Origin of the sequence: Gimesia benthica (genome assembly GCF_009720525.1) — a bacterium.
Taxonomy (GTDB): Bacteria; Planctomycetota; Planctomycetia; order Planctomycetales; family Planctomycetaceae; genus Gimesia; species Gimesia benthica.
This window is the reverse complement of record NZ_CP043930.1, coordinates 3,746,596-3,758,920: the sequence shown is the minus strand read 5'-3', so window position 1 is coordinate 3,758,920 and position 12,325 is coordinate 3,746,596. Positions and strand designations below refer to the sequence as shown.

The 12,325-nt window shown below is 54.1% G+C and carries 11 protein-coding genes; 8 read left to right on the top strand and 3 right to left on the bottom strand.

Going from position 1 to position 12,325, the window contains the following annotated elements:
* Positions 1-66: 66 nt before the first annotated feature.
* Positions 67-1,398, bottom strand: coding sequence for a PQQ-binding-like beta-propeller repeat protein (locus F1728_RS14340; protein WP_155364687.1), 1,332 nt, complete (start codon positions 1,396-1,398; stop codon positions 67-69).
* A 268-nt stretch (positions 1,399-1,666) separates the two neighbouring features.
* Here F1728_RS14340 and F1728_RS14335 point away from each other — a divergent pair, with 268 nt between their 5' ends.
* The 4 genes from F1728_RS14335 to F1728_RS14320 all read left to right on the top strand — a co-directional run bounded on the left by F1728_RS14335 (position 1,667) and on the right by F1728_RS14320 (position 4,217).
* Positions 1,667-2,191, top strand: coding sequence for an RNA polymerase sigma factor (locus F1728_RS14335; protein ID WP_155364686.1), 525 nt, complete (start codon positions 1,667-1,669; stop codon positions 2,189-2,191).
* The gene (locus F1728_RS14330) at positions 2,181-3,332 is read left to right on the top strand and encodes a hypothetical protein (RefSeq protein ID WP_155364685.1); all 1,152 of its coding nucleotides are present in this window, start codon (positions 2,181-2,183) and stop codon (positions 3,330-3,332) included. The genes F1728_RS14335 and F1728_RS14330 overlap by 11 nt, the downstream gene beginning before the upstream one ends.
* A 98-nt stretch (positions 3,333-3,430) precedes the next feature.
* Complete coding sequence (locus F1728_RS14325; RefSeq protein ID WP_197996904.1) at positions 3,431-3,790, top strand: ArsR/SmtB family transcription factor; 360 nt, start codon at positions 3,431-3,433, stop codon at positions 3,788-3,790.
* Positions 3,791-3,818: 28 nt separating this feature from the next.
* A complete protein-coding gene (locus tag F1728_RS14320) occupies positions 3,819-4,217 on the top strand; it encodes a rhodanese-like domain-containing protein (RefSeq protein WP_155364684.1) in 399 nt (132 codons plus the stop codon).
* 95 nt (positions 4,218-4,312) lie between these two features.
* Here F1728_RS14320 and F1728_RS14315 read toward each other — a convergent pair whose 3' ends face one another.
* Positions 4,313-5,644, bottom strand: a complete 1,332-nt coding sequence (locus F1728_RS14315; RefSeq protein ID WP_155364683.1) for an outer membrane protein assembly factor BamB family protein — start codon at positions 5,642-5,644, stop codon at positions 4,313-4,315.
* 502 nt (positions 5,645-6,146) lie between these two features.
* On the opposite strand from F1728_RS14315, the gene F1728_RS14310 reads away from it, so the two are divergent.
* Positions 6,147-6,461: a hypothetical protein gene (locus F1728_RS14310; RefSeq protein WP_155364682.1), complete on the top strand. Its 315-nt coding sequence runs from the start codon at positions 6,147-6,149 to the stop codon at positions 6,459-6,461.
* Between the two features lie 103 nt (positions 6,462-6,564).
* Here F1728_RS14310 and F1728_RS14305 read toward each other — a convergent pair whose 3' ends face one another.
* Positions 6,565-7,737: an isocitrate/isopropylmalate dehydrogenase family protein gene (locus F1728_RS14305; protein WP_145193508.1), complete on the bottom strand. Its 1,173-nt coding sequence runs from the start codon at positions 7,735-7,737 to the stop codon at positions 6,565-6,567.
* A 219-nt stretch (positions 7,738-7,956) separates the two neighbouring features.
* Between F1728_RS14305 and F1728_RS14300 the strand changes: the two genes are divergently transcribed.
* The 3 genes from F1728_RS14300 (at position 7,957) to F1728_RS14290 (ending at position 12,130) form a co-directional block, all read left to right on the top strand.
* Complete coding sequence (locus tag F1728_RS14300) at positions 7,957-8,274, top strand: DUF962 domain-containing protein (protein ID WP_155364681.1); 318 nt, start codon at positions 7,957-7,959, stop codon at positions 8,272-8,274.
* A 193-nt stretch (positions 8,275-8,467) separates the two neighbouring features.
* Positions 8,468-10,804, top strand: coding sequence for a TolC family protein (locus F1728_RS14295; protein ID WP_155364680.1), 2,337 nt, complete (start codon positions 8,468-8,470; stop codon positions 10,802-10,804).
* A 351-nt stretch (positions 10,805-11,155) separates the two neighbouring features.
* Positions 11,156-12,130, top strand: a complete 975-nt coding sequence (locus tag F1728_RS14290; protein WP_155364679.1) for a helix-turn-helix transcriptional regulator — start codon at positions 11,156-11,158, stop codon at positions 12,128-12,130.
* Positions 12,131-12,325: the final 195 nt, after the last annotated feature.

Genomic DNA, 12,325 nt, shown 5'->3' with positions numbered 1-12,325 from the left:
GTGGTCAGCGTCTGTTTATGAAGCGCTGACCACTTTTTAATTTCGTCGTTCCTGCTTCAACAGAGATCAGGTGTCCTGTTTGATATCATAGCAGAACAGCAGATCCTGATCTCGGAGATAGAGCCGTCCGTTGGAGATCACGGGCCGGGCCCAGACTTTCCCGAGGATGCTCTGTTTTTCTGTGCGTTCCGGAATCGTGAAGCGGCCCGTTTCTTTGAATCCTTTCGGGGTGGCTTCAATGCAGACCAGTACGCCGTCGTCCTGCGTAAAACAATAGAGGTGCCCAGCCGCGGCCATCACGGCACCCGCGGGAGCGGCGCGGCCTTCCATCCAGACGCTTTCTCCTGTTTCCAGATCCTGACAAACCCAGCGGCCACGTGAAGTGGTTTTACCGGTCCAGCCGTATATCTTGCCGTCGATCAGCACAACGCCGCCGTGGTGGTTGCTCATAGTCTTGTTTTTGTAGAGCACCTTGGCCGTAAACTGATCGCCTTCTTTGTTGACTTCGACGAGTCCGCAGCCGGCGTCGTAATCGCAGGTCGTGTAGACCCGGTTCCCGGTCACGATGGGCGTGGGAATCACGGCAACTTCATTCACGGGTACTTCCGCCGTCCAGAGCAGTTTGCCATCAGAAGCGCGAACACTCGCCAGCTGTTTGGCGGTCAGCACGACGTATTGTTTCACACCACCAAAGTCAGCGATCACGGTCGAGGAGTAACTACAGGGGTCGGTCAGTTCTTTGGACTGCCAGACCAGATTGCCGGTCGCCGCTTCGAGGGCAACGACCGCGCCCTGCTCACCGCCGGGTGTGCAGATGACATGGTTGCCGTCCACCAGGGGAGACTCACAGTACCCCCAGGTATTCTCAGGTTTGCCCCGCGCGCCACTGAGCATGCTGCCGTAGGTTTCACGGAGATTCGCTTTCCAGAGCAGTTTGCCGGTTTTCTGATCCAGGGCGAACAGATCGCCGTTGGCGCCGAGTCCAAACAGGCGGCCATCGGCGATGGAGGGCGTACTCCGCGGACCGTGACCCCATTTGGTCAGCATGATGCCTTCCTTGTAATGGGCGACTTCCTGTTTCCAGAGTTGCTTGCCGCTGGGATCCAGTGCCAGCACAAATTCGACGTAGTCACCGTTCTCCTGTTTGTCGGCACCCAGGAGGTAGGCAATGTTATCGACTACAGCAGGAGCGGAGTAACCGATGCCACAGTCCTTAAAGGACCACACAGGCTTGAAGTCTTCGGGGAACGTGGAGCGGAGTCCGGTCTCGGCGGAAATGGAGTCGCGGTTGGGTCCCTGCCACTGCGGCCAGTCGGCGGCGTGCGTGGAGGCGGAGATGATTAGCAAGGTGGTCGTCAATAACGTGGCTGTCCACAAAGGACGTTTCAAACGTAGCATAATCTATTCGTTTCCTGGTCTTTCGCTGGTGGAATTGAGTCGCTTCTCGAGAGGAACGCTTAGCGTCAATTCTATGTAGACGGCAGCAGGGTTTACAGGTCCCGATTCATGAATTTTTCTGTAACGTTTTATGGGTGCGAATAGAAACCAGATCGATTGTTACCGAGCTGAACGATCGATTATTTTCTGAGAAATCTGCATACGACACCTTTTTTCTGTAAGTCGGCGTCCGCAGCGGGTACTAATACCTGTGGAAAGGGGTGTTCGCGTGCAAGACCAATCACAGGAATCGCTGTTTACGGACTGGCTCGACGCGCATGGTGCGTCAGTCTGGAAAGTGGCACGCGCCTACACCCTGACGACGGAAGAGACTCAGGATCTGGCCCAGGAAATATTGCTTCAGGCTTGGAAGTCACTGCCGCAGTTCGAACAGAAGTCGAGCCCGGCCACCTGGTTCTATCGCGTGGCATTACACACGGCGATGAACTGGCGCAGAAAGGAAGCACCCTGGCGGGTCCGACAGAAACCGTTACTGGAAGTGCAGATGCTGACCGCCGAAGAGGCCGACAGCGCCGCCACGGCACAGCAGCGCGATCTGGTCGAACAGCTCTATCAGGCAATTCACCAGTTGCCGAAAACCGATGCCGCCCTGGTACTGCTTTATCTGGAAGAGTTGAGTTATCGCGAGATGGCCGACGTCTTGGGGATTTCCGAAAACTATGTTGGCGTGAAACTGAATCGGGCCAGGCAGGCATTGAACGAACTGATGAAAGGGGAAAGCGATGGCTCCTGATGAATTCCAGCAAGCCTGGCAGGCGCACTCCGCGCAGACGCGGGTTGTCATTGACGCGGACCTGCTCCGTGAAGAAGTGCAGCGCGATCAGCGTCAGTTCAACACGATGATTTCCTATCGCGATTTTGGTGAAGTCGGGGTCGCGGTCATCATGATTCCTGTCTGGTTCGTGATGGGCTTTATGCTGGATCTCCCCTGGACATGGTATCTGAGTGTGCCGGTGTTCCTGTGGATCGCCGGGTTCATGCTGCTCTACCGCAAACGTCACCAGCCCGAGTCTGAGCAGACAACGGAACCATTACTGCAACAGTGCGTGCAGCGTTCCCTGGCTGAAGTGGAACAACAGATCTGGCTGCTCAAGAATATCTTCTGGTGGTACCTGCTGCCGCCCACGCTCTCCATCACGGCTTTCTTCGCACAGGTCTCCTGGCAGTCGCGAGGGGGAGGCTGGCTGTATGCACTCATTTTCTTTGTGCTGCTGGAAGGCTTTCTGCTGGCCGTATATGGCTCGGTTTATCTGATGAATAAACGCGTTGTACGCACACAGCTCATCCCGCGGCGGGAAGAATTACAGAAACTGCGCGCCAGCCTTGAGCAGGAAACCACGGACGAGGGCATCAACGGGCAGATCGCACTGCCGAACCTCCCCTTTCCGGGAAAGATTCCGCCGGCTCCGTGCGCCTCGCCGGTTCAGTTGTTTGTCGGCCTGGTGCTGTTTCTCGCCCTCATGCTGCTGGTGTTCTTCATTATCTACCAGGCGAAGAACGGGGACTCTGGCAACGGTCAAGATTATCCGAAGCGTTCCCCCTTCGCGGCGGTCCGCTGGGAGGACTCGCAGCCGGAGGTCCAGGTAAACGACCAGTGGTACAGGCTGATTGCGCTGGACGGTATTCCCGCGGAAAAGATGATCGACTTCAGCAAAGAGACTTACGGCGAGAAATGGCAGAAACGCTTTGAGGAAGACCTTGTGGAACTAATGACCCGCATGGGACATCCACCAGAAAAGACCGTGACGCTGGAAGTTCAGTCGTTAACTTCGTCTGAGAAACAGACCCTGAAAGAAGTCCGCTTGACGTATGCCAACCGCGCCGCCATCCGGGCAGCAGCCCAGGCACGCAAACGGGACGCCGCTGGTGAGTGAAACCACAAACAGGGAAAATGGAGGTTGTCCAGTCTGAGATCCAATATTATAATATTCGAACATTCGAATATCCATAACCAATTTGAACTGAATCACTCATGATGGAAACGGAAACTGCGGCGGAGACACTGAAGGCGTTTTCGCATCCCACCCGGCTCTCGATTCTGCAGGAACTGCTGGCCGGCCCTAAGTGCGTCACCGACATGGAAGAGTTATTGCCTGTGCGACAGGCGAACCTTTCACAGCATCTGTGCGTGTTGCGAAATGCGAAGCTCGTGGACTTTGCCCAGGAAGGAGCTCTGCGGTGCTACTACCTTTCACGCCCCAGGCTGGTGGGGGACATGCTGAAATTACTCGGCCGTGAAGAACCCGTTATCAAACGTTCGCCTGCCCAGTTGAAGGCGGATAAACAGCGCCGGGAACGAGCCCGGCAGAGGCTGAAAATCCCTTTTGTTTAATCATCAATTTCGAAGGAGTTTGTTTAAGATGAATCTCTGTAAGTCGTGTTTACTGTCGCTGGCCTGCACTTTATTGTTGGTGAGTGTTGGAAATGGGGCAGATCCCACTGAAGATTCGCTGGACACGGTCAAAAAGAATCTGAACAACAAAAAAGCCGTCCTGGTGGATGTCCGCGAAAAATCTGAGTGGGATAACGGCCACATCTCCGGTGCGACTTTTCTACCTCTCAGTACGCTGAGCAATGGAATCACCCCCAAAGCATTGAATATGAAGCTTTCCAAGAAACACATTATCTACACGCATTGTGCAGCCGGTTTCCGATCCTGCAAAGCGGCTGATGTTCTCTTGAAGCACGGGTACGACGTACGGCCACTCGAGCCCGGTTATGATGACCTGATCGATGCCGGCTTTAAGAAAGCCAAATAGGCAACCGTACGATCCATTTATAAAATGGATCAGGGGCAGGGACCAATGTTACCGGTTCCTGCCCCTTTTTGTTATTCCTGAAACAGCTTTTCTGCCTAAGGCTTAATGCAATACAGCTGACTACCGGTTCTGAGAACCAGGTAGCCGTTGACAATCGCCGCACCGTAGAGAGTTGGTCGCGAGAACATGGCAACGCCCTGGCGGCGTTCGGCTGAAGTTTCCTCGGCGGTGGGAACGTTGTTGACCGGTGGATTGTCTTCGGTCCAGAGTTCATTCTCGGCGAGGACTTCGAATTCATTACCCGCTTTCAAAACGGTCGTCACGCCGTTCTTGCCGAAGAAGTAGACACGATCGCCGATCCCGACTGGCGTCGCCCAGCAGGACTCTTTAATCCGGCTGGTATAGACCGACTCTCCGGTCCTGGCATTCAGACAGTAAACTACGCCGACCCGGTTCACCCAGTAGGCATTCCCCTGGTAGACGATGGGCGTTCCCCAGGAGGGCGTCGGGCTGGCATTGGTCCACGCGAATTGAGGCTCCCATGCAGCGCCCTGCTGTTTGACCACAAACAGACCGTTCGATTTTTTCGCCAGTTCGTTGTTCTCGCCCTCCCGACCCGGTGAAGCGCCGATCAGGAATTCGCCGTTGCCTGCGGGAATCGGGCTGGTCTTGTTATTGCCGCCCACTTCGTCGTAGATCCAAAGCTGTTTGCCTGTCTTCGGATCGTAGCCGTCGATGGAACCGGCAGAACTGCAGACCACCTGCTGTGCCTCACCCACTGGGACGATCATCGGCGAACTCCAGCTGACGCGACTCTTACGATCGTTCTTCCAGAGCTCACTGCCATCCGCTTTGCTGACCGCGGTGATGTAAGACGGACCTTCGTCGTCGATGAGTACAATCACACGATCCTGCCACTGCACGGGTGACGCGGACAGACCGAACTTGTTTTTGGGTGCCCCGTAACGTTTAGTCAGCGAGGCCGCCCACTTCAATTCGCCAGCATGCGAGAGGGCCACGATGTCGCCACTTTCGAAGTAAGCGTAGATGCCGTTCTTATCGAGTACGGGTGTCGGTGCGGCCCGGCTGATGTAGACACTGTTCTTCTCGGGATAGGTTGAAGGCTGAATGTGATCCCAAAGCTGTTTGCCGGACTTCAGCGAATAACAGACGACGTGCAGCTGCTCCTTGTCTGGCCCTTCGACCGAAGTGACATACACCTGGTCGCCCCAGATCACCGGGCTCGACTGTCCATAGCCGGGGATCCCTGCTTTCCAGGCGACATTCTTTTCCACCGACCACTGCGTGGGAATGGTCTCCGCCTTGAGGGGAGAAGCCCCCGCTCCCAGAAAACCGGGCCACTTTTCCTGCGCGGACAGACTGAGGGGTAATGACAATACAAACAAAACAAACAGCAGCGGTCTCATAGTCGTCGTCCTGAATTTCATGATAGCGGGTCTCGTCTCAAGGCAAATAAACATGTCTGTCAAACTGATCAGGTCTGCAAGTTCTCACCCATTATGTGCAGGCCGGTAGCAATGGCTTAAACGAGACCAAGGTCATCTAAATTAACCCACCAAAACTGCACACTATGTCACTGTCCAAGTCGGTCTTTTCGAGCTCGGAAACGGCAATGACTCTGACCAGCTTATGAATTGTAGACAGATAATTCGAATTTCTTAACATTTTTACAAAAAAGCCGCCCAATCTCCGGAGAGACGATTGACGTCTCTCCGATTTCTGCGATTATTCCACTGCTTTATGAAAAAAAGCAGCACCCACCAAAGTCACCCCGCGCTCCAGCTGGTTCATTTGAAACCAGCGTCAACTGATTTCCTGCCTTACCTGTAGATCTCTCCCGATCCAGCCTGACAGTGCGCCCATTGATGGTCAAGCCAGGGATACAGGAGCGCCCAGAGGAGCCATTCCGTGAACTTCAACGTCCTGTTCGTACTACTGCTGACCGTATTATCTGTGGCAGTGGTACCTGGTTTAAAAGGGGATGCGCCGGTCATGAAAGTGGATCAGACGACCGGTGAAGTCTGGCGAGGTCGCTTTGATGCCCAGGGGAGACAGCATGGTTACTGTACCCGGCACGATCGCGATGGGAATCTGATTCAGGAAGATGAATTCCAGCATGGCACCTGCGTGTTCCGCCGACGATTTGATACGGCTGGCAACCTGACCCTCGAACTCCGCGAGGTAGACGACTATCACCTGGTTCAGATCTTTCCCCAACAGTAAATGTTGAAGTGGCGACAATGTCGCACACCACAAATAAAAAAACGATGCAGAGCAAACTGGCTGCTCTGCATCGTTGAATTCTTTGTCGAATGGTTCTCAGAGATTACTGCATCTTACGGCAGATGGCTTCTGCCATTTCCTGAGTACCGACGGCGGTCGGATCGTTGCGGTCAGGCTTGAGGTCGTAGGTGACGTCTTTACCTTCTTCGATGACATCAGCAACAGCCTGATCCAGTTTGGCGGCTGCTTCGTGCTCACCCAGGTAGTCCAGCATCATTTTACCGGAGAGGATCAGGGCGACCGGGTTGACCTTGTTCTGGCCTTTGTACTTCGGAGCGGAACCGTGGGTTGCTTCGAAGATGGCAGCTTCGGTACCGATGTTGGAACCGGGAGCGACGCCCAGACCACCGACCAGACCGGCACAGAGGTCACTCAGAATGTCGCCGTAGAGGTTGGAAGTAACGAGCACGTCGTACAGTTCGGGCTTCTGAACCAGCTGCATGCACATGTTGTCGATCAGACGCTCATTGTATTCAATGCTGCCGCCACAATCGGGAACGTTACCAGCCAGCTTGGCATCTGGTTCGACGCCTTCTGCCAGGTCTTCCCATTCGAACTTCGCACCATAGGCTTTCGCGACAGCCCGGGTTTCATCGTACCACAGACCATCGGTGAACTTCATGATGTTGGCTTTGCAGATCGAGGTGACTGCTTTGCGTTTGTTGTCGACGGCGTATTTGAACGCGTAGTTACAGATATCACGGGTTCCCTGGTAAGACATCGGCTTGATGCTGACGCCGGTCTCATCGAGAGGTGTGTTGATCTTCTTACCGGTCGCGAACTCGTTGATCGTCTTGATCAGCTCAGCGGTCTTTTCTTCGCCCGCCTGGAATTCAACGCCAGCGTAGAGGTCTTCGGTGTTTTCGCGAACGACGACCAGGTCGACGTTGGAATCAGCGAAATAAGTCCGAACCCCTTTGTAGGTTTTACAGGGACGGATGCAGGCATACAGTCCGAGTTCCTGACGCAGGAACACGTTGACACTGCGGAAACCTTTTCCAATCGGGGTGGTGATTGGTGCTTTGAGGGCAATTTTGTTCGCCCGGATCGATTCCATGACCCGATCGGGAACACCGCCCTCGGCTTCAATGACTTCGATTCCACATTCCTGAACATCCCAGTCGATTTTGACTCCTGTCGCATCAACACATTTTCTGGTAGCCTCGGCGATTTCGGGACCAACACCATCGCCCGGGATTAATGTGACTTTATACATCGTTTCCTCTAATACTTCTGACAAAAAGGGAATGTGACCGGGATCTCAATTGCACCAATAACAAGGCGAGGGGCCTCATGACTCTTGAAACCAGAGGCCTGACTGGTTGATACTGATGAAATCATTCACAGATAAGCAGTGACCGTAGCAAATCAGATATCGCTTTTCAACTATACGAGAGAGCCGTCCCCCGGTTTTCAACTCAATCCGAGCACCCCGATGATCCAGCGTTTTCTTCATAATTACCTGCTTCGACACCAGAACCGCGCCAATCAGATCCTGCACCTGATCGGGGTGCCTCTCACATTCGGGGGTCTCATCGGATTCGGCATCGCAGGAGAGTGGATTTATGCCTGGTCCGCGTTCGTAGCGGGGTATGTGCTGCAGTTTCTGGGGCATGCCATTGAGCAGAATGACGCCGGCGAACTCATTCTGCTCAAAAAATTACTGGGAATCCCCTTCAGGGAGTTCGGTCCACAGACCCAATCTCAACAGAATTTTGACCAACCGTCAAAAAAGTCAAGTTGTAACGATTAAAGCGCCGATACCGAATGTAGTGATTTTGCCACTTGTGCCGTCTGCCTTGCGCTCCCGTGTGTTCGTAACCAGTGGGGCAGACTGTTTCAGGTAGCAGATTCTCCCTGAACGCTACTTCGATTATGAATTATAAGTTGTTTCAATAAAACGCTTTGTGACCATAATTGACGTTCATGTCTTTAAGGATGGATACATGAACCTACGCCGGAATTTACGCCTGATTCTCTGTGGATGCATGATGACCACTCAAATAATGGGTTGTCATGGTCTGGGAACGGATACCGATCTGCACTATCTGGGTGACAAAGAGCTTCAATACTATGAAGACGTCGCCACAAAGATAGAATATCCCGCAGTTTACGAAGAAACACCCGAGGAAATTACCTTCTCGGGTAAGCCGCGGACGCTGGTCGATCGCTCTCAGGATCAGATCTGGGACTTGCCTCTGATGGACGCCGTCCACCTGGGGCTCGCGAACAGTGAGGTGATTCGTGTTTCCGGCGCATTGGGAACGAACGGCAACTCATTGCTGAATAATCCGGACGGAACGCCTTCGATTTTCGACCCGGCAATCCAGGAGACCAACGTGCTGCTCGGTGGTGCCCGTGGTGTGGAAGCAGCGTTATCCGCCTTCGATACCACATTCACCGCGAATATGTTGTGGGGTCGTTCCGAACAGGTTCAGAACAGTCCCTTCTTTGGTGGCGTCCCCGGAGGAACGCTGGTTCAGGAAACCGGTCAGTTTCAGTCCGGGCTCTCCAAGAACTTCGCCAACGGTGGTCAGTTCGCCATCAATCATAACTGGAATTACACCGGCAGTAATGCCTCCAGCCAGTTGTTCCCCTCGAACTATGCCGGGAACCTCGGGCTGTCTTATCGTCAACCTATGCTGGCGGGAGCCGGGGTCGAATACACCCGCATCGCCGGTCCGATCGGAACCAGCTTCTCCGGGATTACCGGGGTAAGCCAGGGGGTCGTGATTGCCCGGATCAACAATGACCAGGCACTCGCTGACTTTGAACGCAACGTGCGCAACCTGATCTCTGATATTGAAGAAAGCTACTGGCAGCTGTACCTGGCTTACCGTCTGTACGATACACAGGTCGTCGCCCGTAACTCCGCCTTACGCAGCTGGCGTGAAGCACATGCCAAGCTGGAAGCTGGTGGTACACGTAACTTCAAGCCGGCTGATGAAGCCCAGGCTAAAGACCGTCTGTTTGAAACCCAGGCACTCGTCCAGGCAACCCGCAGTGATATCTACACTGCTGAAAGCCGTTTCCGTCGACTGGTCGGTCTGCCCGTTAATGATGGTAAAATTATCCGACCCATCGATGATCCCATTGCAGCAGAGTTCTCGCCAGACTGGAGCATGTGTCTCACAGAAGCTCTGGTACACCGCGTTGAACTTCGCAAACAGAAATGGAATATCAAGAGTCTCGAACTGCAGGCTCTGGCGGCAACCAGCCTGACCAAACCCCGGTTCGACTTCGTTTCCAGTTACCAGGTTAACGGCTTCGGCGATCGTCTGCTGAGTCAGAAGAATACAGATGGTATCACAGGTCAGGGGCTGCACAGTGCCTATGGAACCATGATGGATAATGACCAGGACAGCTGGACCCTCGGCTGGGAATTCAGCATGCCCCTCGGTTTCCGTTCGGCACATGCTCAGGTCGAGAATCTCGAATTCCGTCTGTCGAAAGCCCGGGCGATCCTGCAGGCACAGGAAATGGATGTGAGCCAGGAGCTCGCGATCACCTTCCAGGACCTGACCAAAAACTATGCGACCGCTCAGTCCAACTTCAACCGCTGGCGTGCTGCCCGCAGACGTGTGGAACTGTTCGACGCGGAAGTCCAGGCGGGTACCACGACTCTGGATACCCTGCTGCGTGCTCAGTCCAGTCTGGCACAGGCAGAAACCGAATACTACCGTTCGCTGGTGGCTTACAACATCGCGATCAAGAACCTCCACAAGTGGAAGGGAACCTTACTCAAACACAACAACATTCACCTGATGGAAGGCGAATGGAATCCGATCGCCTATCAGCAGGCACTGCGGAAAGCCTGGGCTCGTACCCACGGTATCGAAGCTCACAAACTGCAGCATAAGCCGGCTCCCTTCGTGGCCGATGGTTATGTGGGCGAAGTGGGCGTGATGCCTCCACCGGCCCAGGAAGGAACTTACTCTTCCGAGCAGGAAGGAATGACACCTGAATTCCAGCCTGTTCCGGAACCGGGCATGTCACCTGAATATGCACCGCCGGTCACACCACCTCCACAGCCTGAGGCACGCATCCAGCTCAACGGGCAGGGCGGCACCAACCCGCTCGCCCCGACCTCGGTCGATCGGGCGGTGAAAGTGGCACTGGAATCGGATCAACCCCAGAGCGACCTGTATGTGACACCGATTGGCGGAACCCTGGATCAGTTGCCTGTTCCTCAGGAAGAAATCCCGAGTTCACAGGCAGAACTGCCGATTGCCAATCCGGAAGACAACCTCGATCTGGAATTTCGGTCTGCCGACAGTTTCTAACAGTAGAACTTTAAACGATTGAGCGGTCGCTTTATTCAGGTCATACCGCTTTCACCGACTAACAGGAGGGGCGTCCCTGTTTTTTATGGTCGTGTTTGATTTTCTGTATCCTTTGCGAGCAGCGGATGTTAGGTTTGAGCGTCACAAGTGAGTGAAATTCCTGCAGCCGCTTAACTTTCATTTGTGAATCGTTGTGTCGATGCCCATCTCCATCGATTGTTGTTTTCCATAGTTGAGGTCTCTACCGTTTCTGGCTCTTGCTGCAGAGACGTGCTGGAGCTGCAACTCAAGTTTCGGGTTTGAAAACCCGCCACTGACCAGGCCTGTGGAAAAGCATTGAAAAGATAGTCAATGGTGGCAGGACGAATCCATCGTCTCCTGAAGCTGATTGCGCTGCTACAATCGGGACGAGTTTTTAATTCCGCACAACTTGCGAGCGAATGTGAAGTCAGCCGCAGGACTGTATTCCGCGACCTGAGAACGCTGCAGGAATCGGGTATCTATGTGCTCTTCGACGAGGAGAAACAGGGGTACTCACTTCCCTGGAGAACCATCGTTCCCTTCAAGGACCTCACCTTTGAAGAAGCACTGGCACTCTTTGTGCTGTGCCAGGATCTCGACCAGACCACAGTCGGCCTCCCCTTTGACCAGTTTGCCCGCTCCGCTTCCGCCAAGGTCCTGAACAGTCTGCCCGACACACTTCGCGAAAACGTCATCGATGCAGCTCAGACCATTTCTGTCTGGGGCACCCCGGTGAATCCGAGTGAGTTAAGTGCCAGTCACCACAAGAATCTGTTTCAGGCTGCCATCTCGCGAAAGAATATCCGCATTCAATACGCTGTTCCCGGGGAGAAGAAACCACTCTCTACGATGCTCAGCCCCTATCATATTCTGTACGCCAACCGACAATGGTACACGGTGGGACGCTCATCCGTAGACCGTGGGATCAAAGCGTTTCCCGTTCTGAGCATTGTTAAATCCGAAATCCTGGATGAAACCTTCAGTCGCCCCTCCCGCTTCAAACTGGACCGCTACCTGGGCAATTCGTGGGACCCGATTCGAGGGAATGGAAAACGCGTGTCGGTGACGATCCGCTTTCAGAGCACACTGGCTCAGAAGGTGTCCCAGATCATGTGGGATCCTTCCCAGGAGATCAGGAAGCTGAAGGGGGGGATGATTGAATTCCGGGCCCGGGTCGACACGCTGGAAGAACTCGTCGGCTGGGTCCTGAGCTTTGGCGATCAGGCAGAAGTGGTCACGCCGCGGGCGTTTCGCGATCTGATTCAGCAGCAGGCCTCCAAGATCGCACAGATTTACAGTAAATGAGGTTTGAAAATCAGCGAACCCGGGGTCAGGAAACAGGGTCATCAGACAAAACAAACCCCTTTACTCAGCCCCTGATTCAAAGTGTCAGATTGCGCATGTATACTATTCGCCGGCTTCGCGTCGATTATTCTGCGAAACCTCTTAAAATCCCGGCTGAAACTGCTGACCTGCCCCATCATTGGGTTTACTATTTCG

Bases quoted from the DNA above. Each gene is read 5' to 3' on its own strand.
- F1728_RS14340 (WP_155364687.1), bottom strand. From the start codon at position 1,398: ATGCTACGTTTGAAACGTCCTTTGTGGACAGCCACGTTATTGACGACC.
- F1728_RS14330 (WP_155364685.1), top strand. From the start codon at position 2,181: ATGGCTCCTGATGAATTCCAGCAAGCCTGGCAGGCGCACTCCGCGCAG.
- F1728_RS14325 (WP_197996904.1), top strand. From the start codon at position 3,431: ATGATGGAAACGGAAACTGCGGCGGAGACACTGAAGGCGTTTTCGCAT.
- F1728_RS14320 (WP_155364684.1), top strand. From the start codon at position 3,819: ATGAATCTCTGTAAGTCGTGTTTACTGTCGCTGGCCTGCACTTTATTG.
- F1728_RS14315 (WP_155364683.1), bottom strand. From the start codon at position 5,644: ATGAGACCGCTGCTGTTTGTTTTGTTTGTATTGTCATTACCCCTCAGT.
- F1728_RS14305 (WP_145193508.1), bottom strand. From the start codon at position 7,737: ATGTATAAAGTCACATTAATCCCGGGCGATGGTGTTGGTCCCGAAATC.
- F1728_RS14300 (WP_155364681.1), top strand. From the start codon at position 7,957: ATGATCCAGCGTTTTCTTCATAATTACCTGCTTCGACACCAGAACCGC.
- F1728_RS14295 (WP_155364680.1), top strand. From the start codon at position 8,468: ATGAACCTACGCCGGAATTTACGCCTGATTCTCTGTGGATGCATGATG.
- F1728_RS14290 (WP_155364679.1), top strand. From the start codon at position 11,156: ATGGTGGCAGGACGAATCCATCGTCTCCTGAAGCTGATTGCGCTGCTA.